24 protein-coding genes and 1 pseudogene are annotated in these 24453 nt (G+C 63.8%); 11 read left to right on the forward strand and 14 right to left on the reverse strand.

Annotated features, from left to right (window positions below; genetic code table 11):
• Positions 1-14 precede the first annotated feature (14 nt).
• The 3 genes from SAMIE_RS06535 to SAMIE_RS06545 form a co-directional block, all read right to left on the reverse strand.
• A complete protein-coding gene (locus SAMIE_RS06535) occupies positions 15-704 on the reverse strand; it encodes a cytochrome b/b6 domain-containing protein (protein ID WP_030538173.1) in 690 nt (229 codons plus the stop codon).
• A 72-nt stretch (positions 705-776) separates the two neighbouring features.
• Complete coding sequence (locus tag SAMIE_RS06540) at positions 777-1478, reverse strand: VIT1/CCC1 transporter family protein (RefSeq protein ID WP_030538172.1); 702 nt, start codon at positions 1476-1478, stop codon at positions 777-779.
• 193 nt (positions 1479-1671) lie between these two features.
• A complete protein-coding gene (locus SAMIE_RS06545) occupies positions 1672-1923 on the reverse strand; it encodes a hypothetical protein (RefSeq protein WP_021246267.1) in 252 nt (83 codons plus the stop codon).
• 280 nt (positions 1924-2203) lie between these two features.
• On the opposite strand from SAMIE_RS06545, the pseudogene SAMIE_RS23315 reads away from it, so the two are divergent.
• Positions 2204-2389 (forward strand): annotated as a pseudogene (locus tag SAMIE_RS23315) (DUF7079 family protein); the annotation flags it as partial.
• Between the two features lie 28 nt (positions 2390-2417).
• Here SAMIE_RS23315 and SAMIE_RS06555 read toward each other — a convergent pair.
• The 3 genes from SAMIE_RS06555 to SAMIE_RS23755 form a co-directional block, all read right to left on the reverse strand.
• Complete coding sequence (locus tag SAMIE_RS06555) at positions 2418-3068, reverse strand: hypothetical protein (protein WP_051749579.1); 651 nt, start codon at positions 3066-3068, stop codon at positions 2418-2420.
• A gap of 121 nt (positions 3069-3189) precedes the next feature.
• Complete coding sequence (locus SAMIE_RS06560) at positions 3190-4218, reverse strand: L,D-transpeptidase (RefSeq protein WP_232037387.1); 1029 nt, start codon at positions 4216-4218, stop codon at positions 3190-3192.
• A 64-nt stretch (positions 4219-4282) separates the two neighbouring features.
• Positions 4283-4525 carry a hypothetical protein gene (locus SAMIE_RS23755; RefSeq protein ID WP_162180676.1) on the reverse strand — a complete coding sequence of 81 codons (243 nt, stop codon included), beginning with the start codon at positions 4523-4525 and terminating at the stop codon, positions 4283-4285.
• Here SAMIE_RS23755 and SAMIE_RS06565 point away from each other — a divergent pair.
• Entirely contained in the window at positions 4412-5269 is an 858-nt protein-coding gene (locus SAMIE_RS06565; protein ID WP_021690797.1) for a universal stress protein, read from the forward strand. The two genes, SAMIE_RS23755 and SAMIE_RS06565, sit on opposite strands and share 114 nt — an antisense overlap.
• Positions 5270-5313: 44 nt before the next feature.
• Positions 5314-6816, forward strand: a complete 1503-nt coding sequence (locus SAMIE_RS06570) for a phospholipase D family protein (protein WP_051743722.1) — start codon at positions 5314-5316, stop codon at positions 6814-6816.
• Positions 6817-6900: 84 nt separating this feature from the next.
• On the opposite strand, the gene SAMIE_RS06575 is transcribed toward SAMIE_RS06570, so the two are convergent.
• From SAMIE_RS06575 to SAMIE_RS06605, 7 genes are all read right to left on the reverse strand, one after another.
• Positions 6901-7437, reverse strand: a complete 537-nt coding sequence (locus SAMIE_RS06575) for a hypothetical protein (RefSeq protein ID WP_232037388.1) — start codon at positions 7435-7437, stop codon at positions 6901-6903.
• Between the two features lie 129 nt (positions 7438-7566).
• A complete protein-coding gene (locus SAMIE_RS06580; RefSeq protein ID WP_021246273.1) occupies positions 7567-7977 on the reverse strand; it encodes a DUF2147 domain-containing protein in 411 nt (136 codons plus the stop codon).
• 50 nt (positions 7978-8027) lie between these two features.
• The gene (locus tag SAMIE_RS06585) at positions 8028-8600 is read right to left on the reverse strand and encodes an HdeD family acid-resistance protein (RefSeq protein WP_021246274.1); all 573 of its coding nucleotides are present in this window, start codon (positions 8598-8600) and stop codon (positions 8028-8030) included.
• A gap of 140 nt (positions 8601-8740) precedes the next feature.
• Positions 8741-9964, reverse strand: coding sequence for a phospholipase A (locus tag SAMIE_RS06590; RefSeq protein ID WP_030090399.1), 1224 nt, complete (start codon positions 9962-9964; stop codon positions 8741-8743).
• A complete protein-coding gene (locus SAMIE_RS06595; RefSeq protein WP_030090400.1) occupies positions 9961-11154 on the reverse strand; it encodes an acetate/propionate family kinase in 1194 nt (397 codons plus the stop codon). The genes SAMIE_RS06590 and SAMIE_RS06595 overlap by 4 nt, the downstream gene beginning before the upstream one ends.
• Positions 11151-12572: a bifunctional enoyl-CoA hydratase/phosphate acetyltransferase gene (locus SAMIE_RS06600; RefSeq protein WP_030090401.1), complete on the reverse strand. Its 1422-nt coding sequence runs from the start codon at positions 12570-12572 to the stop codon at positions 11151-11153. Before SAMIE_RS06600 ends, SAMIE_RS06595 begins: the two co-directional genes overlap by 4 nt.
• A gap of 3 nt (positions 12573-12575) precedes the next feature.
• Complete coding sequence (locus SAMIE_RS06605; protein ID WP_030090402.1) at positions 12576-14330, reverse strand: PHA/PHB synthase family protein; 1755 nt, start codon at positions 14328-14330, stop codon at positions 12576-12578.
• Positions 14331-14845: 515 nt separating this feature from the next.
• Between SAMIE_RS06605 and lptB the strand changes: the two genes are divergently transcribed.
• Entirely contained in the window at positions 14846-15595 is a 750-nt protein-coding gene (gene lptB, locus SAMIE_RS06610; RefSeq protein WP_047169120.1) for an LPS export ABC transporter ATP-binding protein, read from the forward strand.
• Here lptB and SAMIE_RS06615 read toward each other — a convergent pair.
• Complete coding sequence (locus tag SAMIE_RS06615) at positions 15585-16289, reverse strand: TetR/AcrR family transcriptional regulator (protein ID WP_081873244.1); 705 nt, start codon at positions 16287-16289, stop codon at positions 15585-15587. The genes lptB and SAMIE_RS06615 overlap by 11 nt on opposite strands.
• A 211-nt stretch (positions 16290-16500) precedes the next feature.
• Here SAMIE_RS06615 and SAMIE_RS06620 point away from each other — a divergent pair, with 211 nt between their 5' ends.
• From SAMIE_RS06620 to rbbA, 7 genes are all read left to right on the forward strand, one after another.
• On the forward strand, positions 16501-17913 hold the full coding sequence (locus SAMIE_RS06620; protein WP_232037389.1) for an efflux transporter outer membrane subunit: 1413 nt from the start codon (positions 16501-16503) through the stop codon (positions 17911-17913).
• Positions 17913-18092, forward strand: coding sequence for a hypothetical protein (locus SAMIE_RS06625; protein ID WP_126516761.1), 180 nt, complete (start codon positions 17913-17915; stop codon positions 18090-18092). The genes SAMIE_RS06620 and SAMIE_RS06625 overlap by 1 nt, the downstream gene beginning before the upstream one ends.
• Before the next feature lie 61 nt (positions 18093-18153).
• Positions 18154-18567, forward strand: coding sequence for a transposase (locus tag SAMIE_RS06630; protein WP_062346444.1), 414 nt, complete (start codon positions 18154-18156; stop codon positions 18565-18567).
• Entirely contained in the window at positions 18564-18935 is a 372-nt protein-coding gene (gene tnpB / locus SAMIE_RS06635) for an IS66 family insertion sequence element accessory protein TnpB (RefSeq protein WP_062346440.1), read from the forward strand. The genes SAMIE_RS06630 and tnpB overlap by 4 nt, the downstream gene beginning before the upstream one ends.
• 294 nt (positions 18936-19229) lie before the next feature.
• Complete coding sequence (gene tnpC / locus SAMIE_RS06640) at positions 19230-20723, forward strand: IS66 family transposase (protein WP_066522435.1); 1494 nt, start codon at positions 19230-19232, stop codon at positions 20721-20723.
• Complete coding sequence (locus SAMIE_RS06645; protein WP_126516762.1) at positions 20638-21705, forward strand: efflux RND transporter periplasmic adaptor subunit; 1068 nt, start codon at positions 20638-20640, stop codon at positions 21703-21705. Before tnpC ends, SAMIE_RS06645 begins: the two co-directional genes overlap by 86 nt.
• Positions 21702-24452: a ribosome-associated ATPase/putative transporter RbbA gene (gene rbbA / locus SAMIE_RS06650; RefSeq protein ID WP_030538167.1), complete on the forward strand. Its 2751-nt coding sequence runs from the start codon at positions 21702-21704 to the stop codon at positions 24450-24452. Before SAMIE_RS06645 ends, rbbA begins: the two co-directional genes overlap by 4 nt.
• Position 24453: the final 1 nt, after the last annotated feature.

A 24453-nucleotide genomic window follows, 5' to 3' on the forward strand; every position in this document is an offset into this window, starting at 1 on the left:
ATCAACCGATGTTTTCAATCCCTTTCCTCGTGCGAACCGTGATGGGAATGGCGTTGCTGCGGCGCGAAGGCGGTCGGATCCACCATGACAATGGCGATGATTGCCAGAACGATCGCTGCGGCACCAAGTAGAGCCGCAAACAAGCCTGGTCCCCGAGCCTCACGCACATTCGGATAGAGGCTGTTCTTCTTGCGGCCGCTGATCATCGCGCGAACAAGGTTTTCGCCGGTGAGCAGCGACATCAACAGCACGGCGCCGACATGAAGCCCGATCAAAGCAAGCAGGCTGTAGGCGAGGGTTTCATGAAGGTCTTTGTCCATGCCGCCTGCCGCAACGCTGCTGCCGCTCCAGATGACGATTCCGGTCAATCCGATCAGCGCCACGACTGCGATCGCGCCCAGTGGATTATGACCCACGGAACGTCGAGGATGGCCAGCTAGAAGGTCGCGTGCATGGGTGGCGATTGCTGTTGGCCGAATGAAATTCACGAACCGGGCATGCTCGCCTCCGACGAAGCCCCAGATCAGACGGAACGCAAGCAAGGCAGCAGCAGACCATCCTGCGACCATATGCCACGATGCGATCGGACTATCGTCGTCGGAAGAGAGAAACGCGATCGAGATCGCTAGGACCAGCAGCCAATGGAATAGCCGTAGCGGCGTGTCCCAAACCTTGAATGTCCTTGTATATTCAGAATTTGTCATCACGTTCGCCTTTCCAGCTGGAAGGGCTACGGGTGTTCACTGACCGAATCCTGACGATGTGAGCAGCGTGGTTCAAACCACTGTTCCGAACAGCCTCCCGATGCCCGCGGTCGCAGCCAGGGCCAGCGCGCCCCAGAATGTGACCCGTAGGATTGATTTCATGGGGCGGGCGCCCCCGGCCCAGGCGCCAAGCGCGCCCAGCAGTGCGAGAAACAACAGGGTTGCCGCGACCTCGATTGCGACGAGGCTATCATGCGGAACGACGGCGACCAACAACAGGGGCATGAGGGCGCCTGTGCTGAAAGTTGCGGCGGATGTGAGCGCGGCCTGGATAGGGCGGGCGGTCACGACTTCGGAAATGCCGAGTTCGTCGCGGGCATGCGCGGCCAGCGCATCCTTTGCCATTAGTTCGTCGGCTACCTGCCGGGCCAGTTCCTCATTCAGACCGCGTTTGACATAGATGTCCGCCAGTTCCTGATGCTCGAGCACCGGTTGAACGGCGAGTTCACCTCTTTCCCGGGCGAGGTCGGCATTCTCCGTGTCCGCCTGAGAGCTGACCGAGACATATTCGCCGGCGGCCATCGACATGGCGCCTGCCACCAGCGCCGCCATCCCTGCGACCAGGATATTGGCCTTGCCCGCGCCGGAGGCTGCGACGCCGACGATGAGGCTCGCGGTCGAAACGATCCCATCATTGGCTCCCAGCACTGCCGCGCGTAGCCAGCCGATGCGTGACACCGCATGGCGTTCGGGATGGGATCTTAGTCGGCTCATGGTGTCCTTCGTAAAATGCCGTGAAAAAGTTCAACAGTCTTTCCTGACGAAACCCTGACGATGATTGGTAGCCGGCATAGCTCAGCAATCCCTACTTGAATCGGTCTACATTTGTCGCACCACGCTGAAATCGGCACTCGGTGAAGGGGCCGTCACGCTTGAATCCATAGAGATTGGAGAGACCCGGCCTAGTTCATGTGATCATGGCCTCCTGCAGGCGGCTCATGAGAGGCAGCGCCAATTCCAGATCATCCGGTTCGACGGCTGCCTCCAATATGGTTTCGACGTGCATGACGGCTATGTTCACAGCTTTGGCCTTCGCATGACCGCGGGGATCGATTTCGGAATCCGTCTTCTTGCGAAACTTCGGGGTGAAGAGACTGCAAAAATTACGTAACTCGCGATCGAATATGATCCAGCCCCCCGTTCGATACGGGTCGTCCACGTAATGCGAGTCCTGAACTAATCGCGACAGCGCGTGCGATTATGGGTGAGGATGCGGCCTATCAGGCCGCTTTGATCGCTGCGGAACGTCGCGTATGAGTGAGAGGCGCGTTAGAGGGGCTTACAAGCCGCATCAGCTTCCAGCCCAGGAAATAGCGGAACGGGAGCCGAACTGGGCAAGGATAACTTGCACTGCGTCGCTCAATAACTGCGGCAATCCCCATTCGGATAACGGAAACCGAGCGTATATTGCGAGATGAAGTGATACGGCCTTCCGCTCGAACATGATCGCCGTCGCTGGACAATGGAAGCCGTGGACCGAAAGGGAGGTCCACGAAATCGTAGCCCGATCACGGGAAAGGAATTATCTTTCCCGATTGCTGACCCACATGCTTGCCGTTTTTCGCTGGCGGATGATCGAACAAGATTGGCGGCGCCTCCTCTCGCTGCTTGCTCCGTCAAAGTGAGCGGTTTCGCGCGGGCATCGTCCCCAGTCTACCGTTTCGGCGCCTTTGGGCGCTGCGCGCGGATTTCCGCCAGCAGCACGCCAAGATATTTCTCAGCTTCGGCAGCTTCGCTTTCGGGATAGGCGGCCGTCATGCGTCCGCTCCAATAGCCATAGTCGACTGTCGTCAGGCTGGAACGCCATGGTTTGCCGTCGCGATAGCCGGTGAAAGTTCCGCGATAGGCCTTGAGGCGGCGATTGGTTGGGATCGTCGCCGGTCCTTCCGACACGATGGTCGGCGCGGCAAAATGGGACATCGTAGCCTGACGCATGATCATATAGTGGTCGCGTGGCGACATCTGGTCGATATGGACCACCGCCATCCGCACCACGATGCGATCGTCGCCGGTGCCGAGTGGCCGGTCGTAGCCGATGGCGATATACTCGCCGCCCGGATCGAATGCCCGTTCCCTGAGGCGGGTAAAGCCCTCGAATTCCTCCGGGAAGCGCAGGCCGCTGGCCACGTGGACAAGAGTTGTGCCGTCCGGCGCCAACTCAAATCCGTCGGGTACCGCGATTGCCGTGGCGTCGGCCGAAGGCGGCGCAGCGGGCGCGGTTTCAGCCAGTGACGGAGCCGCCGAGGACAGCCCCAGCAGGATGGCGGCGGCAAGGGAAACTGGAACGCGCAATGATCGGGACATCGAAGTCAAATCCTCTGGTGAGTATGTCGTAATTAGGCCGGTCTTCGCAATTATGGCAGGGGGCTGTTTGGAATCAGGCGGTAAGACGCTGCGATGGACGCGAAGTCGGGATTGCGCAACGTCATCGTTCGTTTGTATCCGCTTGGGCATCCTCGCCCGTGAGCACGGTCAGGGATGTGCCTGTACTCCCGCTTTCGAGGGTATCGGCCGTGACGATCAGCGTGCTTCCCGGTTTGAGCACCGACAGCAGGCCCCGTCTGAAGTCCTCGGGAAGGATTAGCCGCTCCCGGTCCTGCCGCGAGACTTCCCCCGTCTGTGCACCGCCAAATACAGGGAGGAACATCCAATGCGTCCCGTGTTCGTCGATGGAGGCGAGGTTGAAGGCCTGAAGGCCGGAGATCTTGCCGCGGATGGCGACAGGCGCCGAACCGATTTCGATGCCGTTTCGCAACACCACGGCGCGCTGGTCCGCCGCGCTGACGATTATGGAGATCGGCCCTGTGAGTGCTTTCTCTGGCTGCCAGACCGTCAAAAAGGCATTCCCGAACGACGAGCGCCGGGCCGTATCCTGCAGGATACGGGGAGCTGGGGCAAAGCGCGGAATCTCGCTTGCCTGCGTGATGATGACCGTCAGGCCAAGCTGCGTGACATCATAGAGGTGCTCGGCGAACGTCAGGGGAAACCGGATGCATCCGTGCGAGGCGGGATAGCCCGGAAGATTGCCGGCGTGCATGGCAATCCCGTCCCAGGTGAGGCGCTGCATGTAGGGCATCGGCGCGTCATTGTAGAGGTTCGATCTGTGCGCGACTTTCTTTTGGAGGATGGTGAAAACCCCGGTCGGCGTTTCGTGGCCGGCTGCGCCGGTGGAAACGGTCGAGATGCCGATCAGGACGCCGTTGCGATAGACATAGGCCCGCTGCCTGGCGAGGCTGACGATGATGACCACCGGACCATCGGGAGCCGCTTCGGGCGCCCACAGGAACTCTCCTGGCCGTAACGCTTCCACGCTCGCCGCGATCGATCCTGGATCAAGCGCCATAGCGCGGATCGGAGCGGCGGTCAGGCAGAGCGCGGCAGTCATGGTGCCGGCAAGAAGCGTTCGGCGCGAGAAGCGTGTCGATGGTGCGTGGGATGCGCCGGCCGTTGCCACGGCAGTGAGCGTCGGGGTTCGCAATATGATGTCTGGTGTTGTGATTTTATCCATCCTCTTCTGATCAGGCCATAATATCGGTCTGCTTCGCGACGGCCAGCGAATCCTTGCCGAAGAACATTTCTGTCCGTCCTGCAAATACACGGCGACACGTTCCTTGGTTGGCGGACCACTGCTGATATGTTGCGTCGATATGACCCCGCGAACGATTCTGTTTCCAACCGATTTTAGCGGTCGCTGCGACCGAGCCCGCGACCGCGCGATACAGCTGGCGAGCGAGTGGCGCGCACATCTGGTTCTTCTCCACGTTCAGAGGGATCCCGATCCCGCAGACATGCTCGACGGACTGCAGGCCGCCGAGAGTCGCCTTCATGCCCGCTTGCGGGCGGAGGTGGCGGACCCGGATATTCCGGTCGAGACACGCCTCGCCACCGGCGCCGTCTCGCAGGCGGTGCTGGAAGCGTCAACCGCATGCGGGGCGGATCTCATCGTGACCGGCATCTCGCGCCATGACGATATCGGGGATTTCCTGATCGGCACGACCGTGGAGCGCATGATACGCCATGCTCATGCGCCGGTGCTTATCGTGAAGGAAAAGACCCAGCACCACTATCGCCGGGTCTTGGTCGCAACCGATTTCTCCGGCTGCTCGGCCCAGGCGCTTCGCACGGCCATGGCCGCATTCCCCGCTGCCGAGATCACTCTCGTTCACGCCTATCACGTGCCGCTGGAGGCACTTCGGGGCCGGGAAGGGCCGGCAGCTGCGCTGCAGGCCAGGATAGCCTATGATCTGGATGCCTTTCTGGACAGGACCGATCTGCCCGCCGACGCACGCGACAGGCTGGATATCAATGTCGACTATGGCGAGGTTTGCGAGGTTGTCCGCAATCATGTGAAGCTGAGCGAAACCGACCTGGCCGTGATCGGAACGCACGGTCGATCGGCCCTGACGGTGGCGGTGCTCGGCAGCACGGCGCGGGCGCTGCTCAGCCGTCTCGATTGCGATGTCCTGCTCGTGCGCCAGCAGCCGCAGGCGGATGCTGCCGTCTGATCCGGATCGTCATCCTTGCCTGCCTGGGCTTCGTCGCGGCGTCGATGCTCGCGACTTGGGTCTACGGCCTGTTCGCCAGTCGCGCGCAGGGGGAGCCTTCCTACGCACTGTCGATCGAACGCGGCCGGACGCCGCTCGATCAGCGTATCGGCGCCACGACGGATGCGCACCCCGGTGAGAGCGGCCTGCTTTTGCTGGACGAGAATCTCGACGCCTTCGCGGCACGTGGATTGTCGGCGCGCAAGGTCGAGCGCTCGCTCGATCTGATGTATTACATCTGGCACGACGATCTGACCGGCCGCCTTCTTCTGGCCGAGGCCCTGTCCGCGGCCGATCGCGGCGTCAGGGTGCGGATCCTGATCGACGACATCGGCACCAGCCATACATCTGATGCGATGATCGCCATGGCGCATCATCCGCATATCGAGATCCGTATCTTCAACCCGACCCGGGCGCGGCAGGGCGGCTTGCGGCGCGGCATCGAAATGATGCTGCGCGCCTTCAGCGTGACCCGGCGCATGCACAACAAGGCCTGGATCGCTGATGGCCGCGTTGCCATCCTTGGCGGGCGCAATATCGGCGACGCCTATTTCGATGCCGCGACGCAAACCAATTTCCGCGACATGGACGTGCTGGTGATGGGGCCAGCCGTCGCCCAGACGGAGAAGATCTTCGACGATTACTGGAACAGCGGCCTGGCGTTGCCGGTCGATAGGCTTTCGCCCTTGAAAGATCCTGGCGCGGCGCTGACGCGGATCGCCGCCGAATTGAGCAACGCTGCCAATGAGGCTGCCGCGCGCCCCTATCTGGAGCGCATCGCCAAACGGCTCTCGCTTCTCGATCCCGAGACCACGCGGCCCGACTGGACTCGCGCCGCCCGCGTGATCGCCGATCCGCCGCGCAAGGTGCTGGGCAAGGAGGGCAAGAACTGGCTGATGCACGACCTGCTGCCGGTCTTCGATGCGGCGCGGGAAAGGCTTGAAATCACTTCGCCCTATTTCATCCCCGGCGAGGAAGGCACGGCGGCGCTCGCCGCGATTGCGGCAAAGGGGGTTTCGGTCTCGGTCCTGACCAATTCTCTTGCGGCAACCGATGTCGCCGCGGTCCATGGCGGTTATGCGCGCTACCGTGTTCCGCTGCTCGAGGCAGGGATCAAGCTCTGGGAATTGCGCCCCGAGCATCAGGAGCGGGACTTTTCCCTGCGAGGATCGAGCCGGGCAAGCCTGCACACCAAGGCTTTCACTGCCGACGGGCATATGGGGTTCATCGGCTCGATGAACCTGGATCCTCGTTCGGCTTCCCTCAACACGGAAATGGGCGTCCTCTTCGAGTCCGAGGCCCTGGCCCGGAAGATGGCTGCCATCTGGCAGCGCGATACCGCGCCCTCCCGCAGCTATGAGGTCTGTCTGACGTCGGATGGCGACGTGGCATGGGCCGGGAGCCGGAACGGCGTGCCCGTCCGATACGACCGGGAACCGGAAGCCTCGTTCTGGCGCAGACTAACCGCACAGGCCATTGGCCTTCTGCCGCTGGAATCGCAGCTTTGACCCAAGCAGGCTTTCGGCGCCGTCTTCAATTTTGCGTGTTGCCGACGAATGGACCGTCTGCGACGGGGACCTGTTTCCTTGAGATCATGCGCTTGAGCGCGGATCGTTGTCGGAGCGCAGAAATCTGCTCCAGTCGATCTGGGCGAGCGCAGCAAGCAGGATGATCATGCCGATCTGCATCGCGATGCCCCACGGACTGGTGAGGCGCTCGGTAAAGACGTCACCCAGGCTCGATTTGCGGATCACGCCTGCTGTCGCGGCATAGATCGAATAGGAGACGAGACGCCCGACGAAAAACGCTGCTGTGAACTTCCCCAGCCTGATACCCGCAAGGCCGGCCGCTTCGAACAGTTGCGCCGAGGGAAGCGGAGAGAGCGCGAACAACGCGAGCCCGAAAATCGCGCTTTTCGGTCGGTCCTCGACGACTTTTTTCGCTGCTTCGAGGTTGCGCTTTTGTTTCGCGGGCAAATAGTCCTTGAGAAATCGAAAGCCCCAGGCAAGCAGCAAACGTCCAAGAGCGGCCGCGAGCGCGCCAATGAACACGATCAAGGCGACAGGCAGATCGGTCGTCAGGCCATAGAGAACGATGATCGACCATGTCGGGGGACCGAACGCGGGCAACAGGTTGATACCAAGGACGATCAGGAAGAGAATCAGGCACGCGGTCATTTCGCCTTCGGCGTTATCGCATTTGCGCAGGGTCAGCGAGCCGGATGGGAGAGGTGTCTTTCAGCCTGTCAATCCATGCGTCTACTTCTCGACGCGCGTCCAGATCTGCGACCGGCACCCGATGCGCCCGACGAGGCAGCCGTTCGCCTCGAGCCTGTTGCTGTCGAGTACCGTGACGCGCCCGGTGAAGGTCCGGCCGATATCGGGCACGAAAACGCGGCCGCGCCACACGCCGGGCTGCTCCTGCTCGAAATCACGAAACAGCTGTGCGCCCACCAGAGGATCCGGGCTGCCCTTGCGCGCATCGGCTTTCGCCTTGTCGTTAGCCCAGACGACGACACCGCACATCCTGTCGTCGCACGGTTGCGCGCGGATATGCACACTGTTTGCAGGGTTGCGCCAGATAGTCCCGGAAATGCTCGATGCCGGAGCATTTCCGACCGTTGCCGCCAGGATGAGCAAGACCGAAAGCGGTTTGTATCCTCCGATCATCCTGGCGTTTCCTTTGTTGTTCGGGGCAGGGCACCCTTGCCGCACTAAGTCTATAGCTTACCGATGCGGCGCAGACCCATGGCGAGGATGATGAGGAAGGTTCCTCGCAGCAGGAAGCTCAGGCCGACCGCCAATGCCAGGAAGGCAAGTCCGGTCGCGGGATCGCTGAACAGGAGGAGACCGCCCAGAACAGTGTCGAGAACGCCGAGTAGCAGGCGCCAGCCCCGGTCATGCGCAGACTGGAATGCGCCGACGATTTCGAAAACGCCGATGATGAGCAACCAGGCGCCGATCAGCGCGACGAGCGTCAAGGCCCCGGCGAAGGGATTGAAGAAAGTGATGGCGGCCGCGACGAGGCTCAGCACGCCGAGGAGGATCTCGATCCAGCGTGCGCGCCGGGAGAGCGAGGACAACCCGGCCGCGATAGCCAGTATTCCGTATATGAGGAGCGCCACGGCAAGGAAAACACCTGTCGCGAAGCCCGTCGCGATTGGGTTGAGGAGCGCAAAAACGCCGATCAGGATCACGAGCAGCCCATAAGCCAGGACCCAGCCCCAACTGGTCTCCAATGCCGGGTCGGCCATACCATAGGGGCTGGAATAGCGCCTCGATTGTGACGGCATGTGAAGGGCTCCTTCTTGGTGACTCGGAACTTTTGCTGTGAGCGTGTCGACTATTGCCAGAGTGCAACCTCAAGTCGAGCAGGAAGCGCTGATGTCGCAGGAGGCGTCGCTCAAGTGCGTGATGTGCATGAAGGCGGGTTTCAACGCACCAGTGCCACGCCCAGACGAAAACGGGTCGTATGGCGATCATAGTCGAGCAGATTCTCGCCATAGCCGATGAAGCTCTGGCCGAAGAGATAGAAGTCGGGTCCCCCGCCCAATAGCCGCGAGAGCGGATAGGAAAAATCGGCGGCGAGTGCGCCTTTGCCGCTGGAGACGCTGAACCGCGTGGATGTCGTAAGGCGTAGGCCGTCATCTTTCCCGACTTCCAGGAAGAGCGAGCTATTGCCTCTGTAGCGGCGGATATCGGGATTGTCGGATTTGTCGCCGACAAGGAGGGAGAAGCGCGGAGCTACCGACAGGCGATAGCCGCCGCCGAGCGGGAAGGCGGCCATCGGCGCCACATAGAGCGTGTTGAGGCTGCGGGAATCGAGACCGGAGCGACCGTTGGATTCATGGCGAAAGCCGCCCTGTGCGCTCAGCGAGATGCCGCGTGTCAACGTAGCTGAAGGGGTCAGGTAGAAGAGTTCCGGCTGATAGTCGATGTTACGAAACGGCGAGGAATCCGCGCCAAGATCCCAGAACATGCGCTGGGTATAGGCAAAATGCAGTCCGTCGCGCCAGGAAAGTGGCAAGCCCTGGGCGCGTCTCGTTCCGAAAATCTGATATTTGAAGCTGATCTGGATGCGTGCGGCGCTGTCGGTGCCCGGACCATAGACAGCATAGATCGGTTCATAGGCCGACAGGTTGGCGAAAAAGGCGTTGCCCGCCGACCGGTCCGAGGGAGGCGGCACAGCCTTGTTTTCCAACCCCGGCGCGTTGGGAGGCCCGGATTGCGCGGAGGTGTTCGTGGCTATTTGCGCCCCTCGGTCCGCGGGCCGCAATGCCAGCGTGATCTGCCGCGTGCCCCATGCGGGAACGGAGATCGCGGCGCCTTCCAGCGACAGATTGGTCCTCCGCGCAAGCCGGTAGGTCGCGCGCGTGAAACCGCCAGGTGGAATGATCGGGTTTGGAGGCGTCGTCGCCATGCGCTCCAGCCAGGCGGTGCGAGAGACGCCGCTCTGCTCCACCTGCGCTTCGATGCGGTCCGGAAGGGCCATGCCCTGCGGATCGCCGCTGTCATTGAGCAGGCGCAGATCGACTAGGACAGCGCCGGTTTCGTCCTCCTGCCCGGCATCGCTGATCAGGATTTCGACGGGCGATGCGGCATGAGCCGCGGCAGGGACGGCAAGCGCGATGGTGGCAAGGCTTATCGCGCGCCTCATGATGGATTCTCCCCCAGCACGTGCAAGGTGTGGAGCGCGATCATCCGTTCCTCGTCGGTGGGAATGACGCGCACCGCGACATGGCTGCCGGGCGTGCTGACAAGCGGGGCGCCGGCAGCGTTCGCCTGTTCGTCGAGTTCCACGCCCAGCCATGCGAGGCGTGCGCAGATACGCTGGCGCATCGCGGCGTCGTTCTCTCCGATCCCGGCGGTGAAGACGATGCCGTCCAGCCCGCCCATCGACGAGGCGAGCGCGGCCGTCTCGCGCGCGGCGCGCCAGGCGAACAGCGCCATGGCTTCTTCCGCTTCCGGCGCATCGCTGGCCGCGAGCGCCCGCATGTCGCTCGACAGGCCGGACACGCCGAGCAGGCCGGACTGCCGGTAAAGCATGTCCTCCACATCGGCCGCGCTCATGCCCATGCGGAGCTGAAAGTGCAGGATCACGCCGGGATCGATAGTGCCGCAGCGCGTGCCCATCACCAGGCCGTCGAGCGCAGTGAAGCCCATGGTCGTATCGACGCTCCTGCAGTCCCGCATGGCGCAGAGGCTGGCCCCGTTGCCCAGGTGCGCCGCGACCACGCGGCCCGCGGCCAGCGCCGGGTCGATCTCCGCGAGACGCATTGCGACATATTCATAGGACAGGCCGTGAAAGCCGTAGCGGCGGATGCCCTGATCGTGGAACTTGCGCGGGATGGCCAGGCGCGAGGCGACGTCCGGCTTGTCGTGGTGGAAGGCCGTATCGAAGCAGGCGACCTGCGGCAGGTCGGGTTTCAGCTTCGCGATCGCGCGGATCGCCGCGAGGTTGTGCGGCTGATGCAGCGGGGCGAGGGGGCACAGCGTTTCCAGCCTGTCCAGCAGGTCGGCATCGACCAGGCGGGGCGTGACGAAGTCCAGGCCGCCATGCACCACGCGATGGCCGATGGCGATCACGTCCCGCCCTTCCAGCGGATGGTCTCCTGCCCAGGCGAAGAGGTCCATAAGCAGGTCGGCATGGCTGAGCGCGGCGCCGTCCGGCCAGTCCCGCTCGATGAGCGTTTCCCCCGTCGCGGAGCGGGCCCGCAGGCTGGGCGCGATGCCGATCTTCTCGATCTTGCCGCCTGCCGAGAGCGTCAGCCCGTCCCGGCCATCGAGCGTGAACAGCGAGAACTTGATGCTGGACGAACCGGAGTTGATGGCGACGACGGCTTTCATGCGCTCGCCGCTCCCGGCAGGCCGGGCGCGGCCTTGGTGGCGGCGCGCGCCATCAGCACCGCGACCGCGCAGGAGGCGAGGCGGGTGCGCAGGCTGTCGGCCCGGCTGGTGAGGATGATCGGCACGCGCGCGCCCATCACGATGCCCGCCGCGTCCGCGCCGCCCAGGAACGTCAACTGCTTGGCCAGCATATTGCCCGCTTCCAGGTTGGGCACGACGAGGATTTCGGCCTTGCCCGCCACCAGCGAGACGATGCCTTTCTCCTTGGCGGCGGCTTCGCTGATCGCGTTGTCGAAAGCCAGGGGCCCGTCCAGAATGCCGCCCGTGATCTGCCCGCGATCCGCCATCTTGCACAGGGCGGCAGCGTCCAGCGTGGATTGCATCGCGGGATTGACCGTCTCCACGGCGGAAAGGATCGCCACTTTCGGCTTCTCGATGCCGATGACATGGGCAAGGTCGATGGCGTTGCGGATGATGTCCGCCTTTTCATCGAGCGTCGGGGCGATGTTGATCGCGGCATCCGTGATGATGAGCGGCGTCGGATGGCCCGGCACGTCCATGATATAGGCATGGCTGATCCGCCGTTCGGTCCGCAGGCCCGTGGCGGAGCGCACGATGGCGCCCATCAGTTCGTCGGTATGGAGCGAGCCTTTCATCAACAGCTTCGCTTCGCCGCCGCGCACCAGGTCCACGGCCTTTGCCGCCGCTTCGTGGCTATGGGCGGCGGATACGATGCGGAAAGGCGAAATGTCCTTGCCGGCGTCTTCGGCCGCCTTGCGGATCTTCGCTTCCGGCCCGACCAGGATCGGCATGATGAGATTGGCTTCGGCGGCTTCAATCGCGGCCAGCATGGCGGCCGCGCTGCAGGGATGAGCCACCGCCGTCGGTTCCGGCACGCCATTGGCGGTCATCTCGATCAGCTTGCGGTAGCCGTCATGGTCGCGCAGGCTGACCTCCGGCAGCGCCGCACGGGGGCGGCGGACCTTCTCGGCCGGCGCCTTGACTTCGGCCTGGCCGCTGATGACTTCCTCGCCGTCCTGGTTGACGCAGCGGCAATCGAACAGGATATCATGGTGCGCGCGTTTTTCCGCCACCGTCACCGACGCCGTGATCGTGTCGCCAAGGCCTACCGGCCGCGTGAACTGCAGCGACTGGCTGAGATAGATCGCGCCGGGGCCGGGCAGTTCGGTGCCCAGCACGGCGGAGATGAGACCGCCGCCCCATAGTCCGTGCGCGATGACGCGGCGGAACATGTCGGTCGCGGCATAGTCGGCGTCCATATGCGCCGGGTTCACGTCGCCGGACACGAGCGCGAAAAGCTGGATGTCCTCTTCGGTCAGCGTGCGCGAGATACTGGCGGTATCGCCCACTTTTATCTCGTCGAAGGTGCGGTTCTCGATCATGGTTCCGTCAGTCATTGCTCAATGCTCCAGCACATAATGGCCGGGAGCATCGGCGATCGCCGCATAGCCCTTGTCCGCTGCGCCCATGGGCGGCGGCGCACCAGGTTCTCCCGAACGCGCGGCCAGCCATTCTCCCCACGCCGTCCACCATGAGCCTTGCTTTTGCTCGGCGCGGCTTGCCCATTCTTCGGGATCGTAGGAGGTGCCGTCGACCTCGCGGGTCAACACGCGGTAGCGGCGGCCCTTGTGGCCCGGTTCCGAAACGATGCCGGCATTGTGCCCGCCGCTGGTCAGGACGAAAGTGATCTCGGCCCCGGTCAGCAGGTGGATCTTGTGGACGGAATGCCACGGCGCGACATGATCGCGCTCGGTTCCGACCACGAACAGCGGTTTGCGGATGGAGGCAAGGTTGATGGTTCGCCCATCCACCCGGTATTTTCCTTCGGCCAGGTCGTCGTCGAGGAACAGGCGGCGCAGATACTGGCTGTGCATGGCATAGGGCATCCGTGTGCCGTCGGCGTTCCAGGCCATGAGGTCGTTCATCGGTTCGCGCTCGCCCATCAGGTAGGTGGCGAGCACACGCGACCAGACCAGGTCGTTGGAACGCAAGACCTGGAAGGCGCCGCCCATCTGGCTGCTGTCCAGATAGCCCCGGCTCCACATCATGTTCTCCAGCAGGTTGAGCTGGCCTTCGTCGATAAACAGGCCCAATTCCCCCGGCTCGCTGAATTCCGTCTGTGCGGCCAGCAGTGTGACGCTGGCGAGCCTGTCATCTCCGTCGCGCGCCATGGCCGCGGCCGCGATGGAAAGCAGCGTGCCGCCAAGGCAATAGCCCATGGCATGGATGCCCGTCGCGCCGGTGATCGCCGTCACCGCATCGAGCGCCGCCATCGGTCCGAGGTGCCGGTAGGCGTCCATGTCGAGGTCACGGTCGGCACTGCCGGGATTGTGCCACGAAATCATGAACACGGTGAAGCCTTGCGCCGTCAGCCAGCGGACCAGCGAGTTCTCGGGCGACAGGTCGAGAATATAGTATTTCATGATCCACGCGGGCACGATCAGGATTGGCTCGGGCCGCACGGTGTCCGTGGTCGGTTCATACTGGATCAGTTCGATCAGCTTGTTGCGGTAGACGACCTTGCCTTTGGCAGTGGCGACGTTTTCGCCCACGCGAAAGGCTTCGGCGCCGACCGGCGGCAGGCCGCGCGCCATGTGCTGCATGTCCTCGACCAGGTGCCGGAAGCCGTCGACCAGGCATTGGCCACCTGTTTCCGCGATCTTGTGTTGGAGAACGGGATTGGTGGCGAGAAAGTTGGTCGGCGCGAGCATGTCCAGCATCTGCCGTGCGGCGAATTCCACCATGTCTTCATGATGTTTCGAGACACCGCCAATGCCTGTCGTCGCGGCGTGCCACCATTGCTGGTTGAGCAGGAAGGCCTGAGCGACGAGATTGAAAGGTAATTCTTTCCAGGCGGGATCGGCGAAGCGCCGGTCCTGCGGCAATGGTTCGATGGCCGGTTCGGCCTCGCTGTCTTCCATGCGGCGCTGCAGATAGTCGAAAAGCCGGGCATGCTTGCGGATGGCCTTGGCGCCAAGCTGCATTTGTTTGCCCGGCGACGTGGCGAGATGAATCCCCCAATCGGCCATGGCAAGCAGGAGCGTGGCCGGCGAAAGGCCGAAAGTCGTCTGCGCGATGGCCGCCGATGCCGTGCGGTCGAGCGTTTCGCTGATTCCGTCCAGCGGATCGTCGGAAGGCGGAGGGGACGTGGCCATGACTATATACTCCGAGTTCCGCTGGAAGGTGCCTCGTCTCTCCGACAGGATTCCACAGCAGATGTTTGGGCCGCCCCTCCCGGTTCTTCTTATGCCGAACGGTACTGCATAGGTAAGATAGAATGCAAGCCGCACGGAGCTTGGTTGCGACCGGACGGCTGTCTGACGGCCAGTCGCAACCGCGGGCGCGGGGATATTCGGCCATGGCCTGCTGGAGAAAAAGGAGCCTCAATCATTGAGCGTAAAGCCACTAGGTATAGTTCACGATGGCGATGCATTGCCTGGAGATACAGTGTACGGCGGTCGTCATCCCGGGCAATTTTGCGGGAAATTGAAGGAGAATGGATGATCCGCGAGATCGCCATGATGGCAGCGGTTGCGCTGGTGCTGGCCGGCCGGGATGGAGACGCGTACTGACCCGGCTTTTGAGGGACCTTGGCGGAAATCTCGGGCATGATGCCCAACTCGTATCGCCGGCCGCGCGTTCGGAGAGCGAGCCGCTTGCGCCCGCGTCAATCGGACCGGTCGCAGTCGAGCGCGCGCCGACGGTTCTTTCGATCGCCGGGATCGAGAAGTCCTTTGGCAAGCGGAAGGTGCTTGACGATGTCGCGCTCGAAGTGCGGGCAGGCGAAATCGTGGGGCTTCTGGGGCCAAACGGGGCCGGCAAGACGCTCTGCTTCTATGCGATTGCCGGCCTGATGAGCGTGGATGCCGGCAGGATCGAGATTGGCGGTCAGGATGTCACCGCGCTTCCCATGGATCGAAGAGCGAAGCTGGGCCTCGGCTATCTTCCCCAGGAAGGATCGATCTTCCGCGGCATGACGGCTGCGGAGAATATCGCGGCCGTGCTCGAACTGCATATCGCCGATCGCGATGTAGCTGCCGCGCGGCTCGATGAACTTCTTGCCGAGTTCAATATCGCCCACATTCGCGACGTTCCCGCACAGCGGTTGTCCGGCGGGGAACGCAGGCGCTGCGAGATCGCCAGGGCCATGGCGGCAGCGCCCTCGGTCATCCTGCTCGATGAACCGTTCGCGGGCATCGATCCCATGTCGATCGCCGACGTCAAGGCGATGGTGCGAAAGCTCAAGCGAGAAGGCGTGGCGATCCTTCTGACCGACCACAATGTGCATGAGATGCTCGAACTGGTCGAGCGGGCCTATATCATCGATCAGGGCAGGATGCTGTTCGAGGGCGGCCCAGAAGCGGTACTCGACAACCCCGAAGTCCGGCATCGCTATCTTGGCGAGGGCTTCAGGATGTGAGGCGGTTACCGCGCCCTTCGTTCAGGAACGGAATGGCCTTTGCCATGAGGTCGAGCGCTCGCTCGATATAGGCAGCCTTTGTCCGGGTGGTGTTGTGCAGATCATGGCGCTGCAGGATGCGCTGGCGCGGCACGGTGACCAGCGCGTCGAAGAGAAAAGCAGCGAGGAACGGAAGATCGCCTGCTTCCTCGCTGTTCGGTTCGCTCGCCTCGGCAAGGATCGTCTGCATCAGATCGATGCCGAACTGGGTGCCGATCGCGGGCTGTGCCCGCATCATGCCCGGATTGTGGTTTGCCAGCCAGATGATGAGCGCTTCGATGCCCACGACATCGCCTTGAAGCGACAGGTCGAGCATCCTGCGAGCGATATAGGCGATTTTTTTGCGGGTGCTTCCTCGAGGGACCGATGCCGCGATCGGATCGAGATAGCGGGCAAGGCCGTGTTCCATGGCGGCGACGAGCAGGGCGAGCTTTGAGCCGAAGCGGGAATAGAGCGTTCGCTTCGATGTCTGTGCGGCGGCGGCGATAGCTTCCATACTCGTACCCTCGACGCCGCCGGCGATGAATTGGGCAAGCGCCGTCTCGAGGATATGATGTCCAAGCCGGGCTGCGACCTCCTGTGGCGGCCTTCCTCCCCTGGGATCGCGGGCAGGCAGACGCGAGCCGGTTCCCGATGCGGCGCCGTCATCTTTCATGAATCGCTCGCGGCCCATCGCTGCTTCATTCCAGCTTTCGCGCTTGATCGGCAAGTGATACCGGGCAATATCAAAACCACTAAGTGTAGATACTAATAGTCCGGAGAGGTGCTTGCCCATAGGCGTACCGCCTGTTTGAACCAGAATGGAACCGGACTAGATGGCTCGCCGCGCTCATATTACTGGCCGTTTATGCGGGTTCCGGGCCGTCATGGCGGCGATGATCGTGCCATCTTTCCTGTCCGGCTGTTCCTTCGCGCCGCCCAATGTCCGGCCGGCCCAGCCGGTGCCGCAGGACTATCCCGCGCCAGCCGCGCTGGGCGCGTCCATCGCGCGGATCGGTTGGCATGATTTCTTCCGGGAAGAGCATCTGCGTGCGCTGATCGCGGCCGCGCTGGAGAACAACCGCGATATCCGTATCGCCGCGGCCCGCGTCGATCAGGCGCGCGCGGCCTGGCGTATCGAGGGATCGGCGCTCTATCCCGAACTCAACGCCGTCGGCACCGGCACGCGGGGTCGTTCCATCATCAGCCTGCCGGGCGCAGGCACGCAGAGCTATGACATCAAGCAGGTCACCGCGCAGGTGAGCGCGAGCTGGGAAATCGATTTCTGGGGCCGTCTGCGCAACCTGAACGACGCCGCGCGCAATCGTTATCTGGCGACGGAAGAGGCGAAGCGCGCCGTTGCCACCGGCCTGATCGCGCAGGTCGCCAATGGCTATCTGCTGGAGCGCGAATATGAGGAACGCCTCGCGCTTGCCCGGCGGACGATCGTCACGCGCGAGGACTCGCTGCGGATCATGCGTCGCCGCTATGAAGTTGGTTCAGGTTCCAAACTGGAAATGACCCAGGCGCAGTTGCTGCTGGCGCAGGCGCAGGATGCGCTGCAAGCGCTTGAGCAGGACCGCGACGTGAACCGCAACGCGCTGGCGCTGCTGGTCGGGCGGCCCGTGGAGATCGTGCCTGGGCCCCTCGGTCTTGCCGAAACCGGACCGGATATCGCCCTTCCGCCGGGCTTGCCCTCCGACCTTCTGGTCAACCGGCCTGATATCGTGGCGGCGGAATATCAATTGCGGGCGGCCAACGCCGATATCGGCGCGGCGCGGGCGGCGTTCTTTCCCAATATCAGCCTGACGGGTGCCTTCGGCACGGCGAGTTCCGATCTCGACGGGCTGTTCGGCGACGGGAGCCGCGCGTGGAGCTTCACCCCGACGATCGCCCTGCCGCTGTTCAATGCGGGCCGCCTTTCCGGCAACCTCGATCTGGCGAAAGCGCGGCAGGTCGAAGCCGTGGCCAGCTATGAAAAGACCGTGCAGGGCGCGTTTCGTGATGTTTCCGACGCGCTGGTCCGGCGCCGGCAACTGGCGTTGCGGATCGACACCGCGCGCAGCTCGCTGGACGCCTTGCGCGAACGGGCTCGGCTGGCCGGGTTGCGGTTCGACAACGGGCGTTCGGCCTATCTGGAAGTGCTGGACGCGCAACGCGACCTTTTCGACACCGAACAGGCGCTGATCCAGTTGCGCCGCGCTCATCTGGCGAGCGGCATAGCCCTCTACGCGGCGCTTGGCGGGGGTCCCGCCGAAGTCGTCCACGACAGCAACGATCAAGGCGGAGAACACAGGTGATGACGGCGTCCCGGAAGACATGGCTCATCAGGGGCGGCATCGCGGCGGCGCTCGTCGTTGTAGCTCTGCTCCTTTGGCAGGTGCTCAAGCCCGGCGATTTGCCCGAAGGCATCGTCGGCGGTAACGGCCGGATCGAAGCGGTTGAAATGTATCCGTCATCCCAGACCCACGTGGCGTAGATGGCCATGAGCTTTGAGTGTCCCGCGTGCATATCGCGTAATTTGATTCGGCGGGGTGACTGTGGAGCAAGAGATCGACGGCAGTGGCGGCGTGGAGAACGGGCGCCGACGGCGCTGGACGCTGGAAGAGAAGCGCGCGGTGGTGGAGCTGTCGCTCGATCCGGCGTGCAGCATGGCGGAGGTGGCCGCGTGTTTCGATGTCCTTCCGGCCCAGATATATGCCTGGCGCCGCGAGTTGCGCGAGATGGCGGAGGACGCGGCGCGCGAGGACAGGGCGATGTTCCTGCCGGCGGTCATCGAGCCGACATCGGTGCCGGCGGTGCTGCTCGAACCGGAGGCCGCGAACGCGCGGCTGCTGCCGGACGCGGTGGTGCAGGTCGCAATGGAAGTGCGCGGCGTGCCAGTGATGGTCGCCCACGGCGCAAGTTCGACGCTGGTCGCCTCGGTAATCGCAGCGCTGCTGAGGGCGCGATGATCGGGCCGGGCAGCGACGCCAAGGTGCTGATCTACACCAAGCCGATCGATTTCCGCTGCGGCATCGACACGCTGGTGGCCAAGGTCCAGCACGAGTTGAGCCAGGATCCGTGGCGCGGAGTCGCCTATATTTTTCGTTCCAAGAGGAAGGACAGGCTGAAGATTCTGTGGTTCGACGGCACCGGCATCTGGCTGATGACCAAGCGCGCCGAGGCCGCCGAAGGATTCGCCTGGCCGCCGGCGGTCGATGGCAGTTTTTCGATCACGGCGGCGCAGATGGCAGCACTCACCTCGGGCATGGACTGGCGTCGGCACCGCGCGCCAAGGCGCGTAAATCCGCCTAAAATCGAGGGTTTCGCTGATGCGTGAGATAGTCGCGACAGGCCGAGTCAACTGCGCTGGACGCGTCGTTACGCATGTGATTCGATGCCTGCCATGGACCCGCTGACGGCCTCCTGCAAAGACCCAGTTGCGCTGCTCGCGACCATCGCGAAGCTGACCGCCGAGGCGGCCGAACGCGACCAGCAGATCGTTCGCATCAACGCCGAGAACGAGGCGCTCGCCCGCGCTGCGGCCCAAGCTGAGGCGCGCGAGATCATCGCGCTCGCCACCGCGAAAGCGGCCGAACACGCCGCCGTCATCGCCGAGGCGAAGGCCGCCGAGATGGAGGACGCGCTCGCGGCCGCCCGCGATGAGGTCAAGCGCCTCAACGACATTCTCGACCAGTTCAAGCGCCACCGTTTCGGCCAGAGCGCCGAGCGGCTCGATCCCGACCAGTACCAGCTCGTGCTCGAAGAGCTCGAAGCTGCCTTGTCGCGCGCCGAGGCCGGGCTCGAAGCGCTGATCGACCAGGCTGACGCGACCGGCGAGACAAAGCGCCGCCGCCGCAACAACCGTGGAGCGCTGCCCGCCCATCTCGAGCGTATCGAGCAGGTCGTCGACATCGAAGACAAGCAGTGTGCCTGCTGCGGCAACGATCTTCATGTCATCGGCGAGGACGTCACCGAGCGCCTCGACGTCGTGCCCACCATCTTCCGCGTGCTGGTCACCCGCCGTCCGCGCTATGGCTGCCGCGGCTGCGACGAGGGCGGCGTCACCCAGGCGCCGGCGCCAAGCTTCATCGTCGATCAGGGCCTGCCCACCGACGCGCTCGTCGCCCAGGTCATCGTCGCGCGCTACGCCGATCACCTTCCGCTTTACCGGCAAGCCCAGATCTACGCCCGCCAGGGGATCGATCTCGACCGGGCAACGCTCGCCGACTGGGTCGGGCGCGTCGGATGGTGGCTGACTCCGCTCAGGCAGCATCTGCTCGCCGAGCTGCGAAGTTCGGTGAAGCTGTTCGCCGACGAGACGCGCATGCCCGTGCTGGCGCCCGGGACCGGCAAGACCAAGAGCGGCCAGCTGTGGGCCTATGCCCGCGACGATCGGCCATGGGGCGGACTCGCGCCGCCCGCCGTCGTCTACATGTACGCCGCCGGCCGCGGCGGCATGCATCCGATCGACCATCTCGGCGACTTCGCCGGGGTGCTCCAGGTGGACGGCTATGCCGGCTACAATGAGATCAAGCGCCGCAATGGCGTCACCCTCGCATTCTGCCTGCTTCACGCGCGGCGCAAGTTCTACGATTTCCGCGAAAAGGAGCCCGTTGCCGACGAGGTGCTCCGTCGCTTCTCGGCGATCTACAAGATCGAGGCGACGCTCAGGGACACCTCGCCCGAGGCGCGGTTCGAAGGGCGGCAGCTGATACTGAAGCCGCTGTTCGATAACCTGCGCGACTATCTCTCGAAGAACCTCGGCCGGTTCAGCGCCAAGGGCAAGATGGCCGAAGCGATCAACTATATGCTCAACCACTGGCAGCAGCTCACCTATTGCCTGCTCGACGGCCGCGTCGAGCTCGATACCAACACGGTCGAAAGAAGCATCCGCCCGATTGCCCTGTCGCGCCGCAACTCGTTGTTCGCCGGCAGCGATGCCGGGGCAGACAATTGGGCGGTGCTCGCCAGCCTTCTCGAAACGTGCAAACTCTCGGACGTCGATCCGCTCGCCTGGCTCACCGCCACCCTCACCAAGCTTGCCAACGGTCATAGCAACAAGGACCTCGATTCCCTCATGCCCTGGCACTTCCCCAAGATCGCCGGGCGCAACGCCCCCTCTTAAGACGCTTGACCGGCACGTTTCCGCCACGTGGGTCTGGGATGACGGATACGTTGAAATCGACGTTTCCGCCAAATCGCCCGGCCGCATCCGCGAAATCCTGGTCGACGAAGGCGCGTTCGTGCAGGCGGGGCAAGTCGTCGCCCATATGGATACGGACGTGCTGAGTGCCCAGAGGGCCGAAGCCGAAGCGCAACTGGCGCAGGCGCTGAACGGCATCCAGATCGCGACCAGCCAGGTCGCGCAGCAGCAGAGCAACCGGGCGGCGGCTCTCGCCGGCGTCCGCCAGCGTGAGGCGGAGCTGAACGCGGCGCGCAAGCGGCTGGCGCGATCGGAAACGCTGGCGCGAGAAGGTGCGACCGCCGTGCAGGAACGGGATGACGATCAGGCCCGCGTCGAAGGCGCGGCGGCGGCAGTGGAGGCCGCTCGCGCCCAACTCGCGGCCGTCGACGCGGCGATCACGACGGCGCGCAACCAGGTGATCGGCGCGCGTTCGCAGGTCGATGCCGTGCGCGCCACCATCCAGCGGATCGAGGCCGATATCCGCGACAGCGACCTCAAGGCGCCGACGGCCGGCCGCGTGCAATATCGCGTCGCCCAGCCGGGCGAAGTCGTGGGTGGCGGCGGGCGCGTGCTCAACCTGGTCAATCTGGGCGACGTCTACATGACCTTCTTCCTGCCGGAAACGGTCGCGGGCAAGGTGGCGCTGGGCAGCGATGTACGCATCGTGCTCGATGCGCTTCCGGATCGTGCGATCCCTGCGAAAGTCAGCTTCGTTGCCGATGTGGCCCAGTTCACGCCCAAGACGGTGGAGACGCAAAGCGAGCGCCAGAAACTGATGTTCCGCGTGAAGGCGCAGATCGATCGCAAGTTGCTCGATCGCTATATCACCCAGGTCAAGACCGGCCTTCCGGGCATGGCCTATGTGCGGATCGATCCGAAATCCGAATGGCCCGCGAAACTGACCGTCAACGTGCCGCAATGACGGAAGCTGTCGCCCGCGTTTCGGGCGTGAGCCTGCATTACGGCAAGGTGCTGGCGCTCGATGATGTGAATCTTGAAATCCCCGCCGGGCGCATGGTGGCGATGATCGGCCCGGACGGCGTCGGCAAGTCCAGCCTGTTTTCCCTGATCGCGGGCGCGCGAGCCATCCAGGAGGGCCGGGTCGAGGTGCTGGGCGGCGACATGGCCGAGGCCCGCCACCGCAACGCCGTGTGTCCGCGCATCGCCTATATGCCGCAGGGGCTGGGCAAGAACCTCTATCCTACGCTCTCCATCGACGAAAATCTCGAATTCTTCGGGCGGTTGTTCGGGCAGGACGCGGCCGAACGCGAGCGCCGCATTGCCGACCTCACCGAAAGCACGGGCCTCGCGCCGTTCCGCAAGCGCCCGGCGGGCAAGCTTTCGGGCGGCATGAAGCAGAAGCTCGGCTTGTGCTGCGCGCTCATCCACGATCCCGATTTCCTGCTGCTGGATGAGCCGACAACCGGCGTCGATCCCATGTCGCGCGCGCAATTCTGGGATCTGATCGACCGCATCCGCGCGAACCGCCCGCACATGAGCGTGCTGGTCGCCACGGCCTATATGGAAGAGGCCGAACGCTTCGACTGGCTGATCGCGATGGACGCGGGAAAGGTGCTGGCCACCGGCACCGCAGCCGACTTCTATGCACGCACCGGCGAACAGTCGCTGGAACAGGCGTTTATCTCGATGCTTCCCGAGGAGCGCCGCCGCGGGCACAAGCCGGTGGAAATTCCGCCGCGCAGCGACGGCGGCGAGGCCGAGATCGCCATCGAGGCGCAGGGGCTCACCATGCGTTTCGGCGATTTCACGGCAGTCGATCATGTCGATTTTCGCATCGAGCGCGGCGAGATCTTTGGATTCCTCGGCTCCAACGGCTGCGGCAAGTCAACCACCATGAAGATGCTGACCGGCCTGCTGAAAGCCAGCGAAGGCCAGGCCTGGCTGTTCGGCCGCGAGGTCGAGAATGACGACATGGCGACGCGCCGGCGCGTCGGCTATATGAGCCAGGCCTTCTCGCTCTACTCGGAACTGACGGTCCGGCAGAACCTCGAGCTGCATGCCCAGCTCTTCCATGTTCCCGCCGAAGACGTGCCGGCCCGCGTGAGGGAAATGGCGCAGCGGTTCGGCCTGGATGGCATCATGGATGCGTTGCCCGGCGCCTTGCCGCTGGGCCAGCGCCAGCGGCTCAGCCTAGCCGTCGCCATGATCCACAAGCCGGAAATGCTGATCCTCGATGAACCGACGTCCGGCGTCGATCCGATCGCGCGGGACCAGTTCTGGCAGATGATGATCGACCTGTCCCGGCGCGACAAGGTGACGATCTTCATTTCCACGCACTTCATGAACGAAGCGGAGCGGTGCGACCGCATATCGCTGATGCATGCGGGCAAGGTGCTGGTCAGCGACACTCCCGCCGCCATTGTCGAGAACCGCGGCGCGGCGGACCTGGAAGAAGCGTTCATCGCCTATCTTCAGGATGCGAGCGGCGAGACGCCGACAGAAAAGAGGGACGATCCGGTTCCTGCGGGCGCGCCTGCCGCGGCCGATCAGGACATTTCGGCTGCACCGGCCCGCTCCCCATGGTTCATGCGGCGCCGGATGATGAGCTATGCCCGGCGCGAAGGGCTGGAATTGCGCCGTGATCCCATCCGCGCCACTCTGGCTCTGCTCGGCAGCGTCATCCTGATGTTCATCATGGGCTATGGCATCAGCATGGACGTGGAGGACTTGCCGTTCGCCGTGCTGGACCGCGACGGCACGACCACCAGCGAGAACTACGTCCTCAACCTGGCCGGATCGCGCTATTTCATCGAACGGCCGCCGATCACCGACTATAGCCAGTTGGACCGGCGGATGCGCTCGGGCGAACTGAGCGTGGCCCTGGAGATTCCGCCCAATTTCGCGCGCGACCTGCGCCGGGGCGTGCCGGTGCAGATCGGTGTATGGGTCGATGGCGCCATGCCGCAGCGGGCTGAGACCGTGCAAGGCTATGTCCAGGCCCTGCATGCCCACTGGCTCAGTGAAATGGCCGTGCAGGAAACAGGTGCGCGGCCATCGATGGGTCTCGTCAATATCGAGCTGCGCTATCGTTACAATCCGGACGTGAAAAGCCTTGTGGCCATCGCGCCGGCCGTGATTCCGATGATGCTGCTCTTGTTCCCGGCGATGCTGACGGCTTTGAGCGTGGTGCGGGAAAAGGAGCTGGGATCCATCGTCAATTTCTACGTGACGCCGATCAGCAAGGTGGAATTCCTGCTGGGCAAGCAGCTTCCCTATGTCGCGCTCGCCATGCTGAACTATGTCCTGCTGGTGTTCCTCGCCGTCACGATGTTCGGCGTGCCGTTGACGGGCAGTTTCCTCGCGATGACGCTGGGCGCTCTCTTCTATACGCTGTCGGCGACGGCCATCGGCCTGCTGTTCTCCATCTTCATGCGCAGCCAGATTGCCGCGATGTTCGCCACCGCCATCGGCACGATCCTGCCCGCCGTGCAGTTTTCCGGCCTGATCAACCCGGTGTCCTCGCTCGAGGGGGCGGGCGCGGTGATCGGATCGATATATCCCGCGACCTGGTTCGTCACCATCTGCCGCGGCGTCTTTTCCAAGGGGCTGGGGTTCGCCGACCTCTGGCCCGACCTTCTCGTGCTGTTCGCGACGTTTCCCGTCATCCTGGCGCTGTGTGTCGCGTTGCTGCGCAAGCAGGAGAGCTGAT

This window comes from Sphingobium amiense (assembly GCF_003967075.1).
Lineage (GTDB): Bacteria > Pseudomonadota > Alphaproteobacteria > Sphingomonadales > Sphingomonadaceae > Sphingobium > Sphingobium amiense.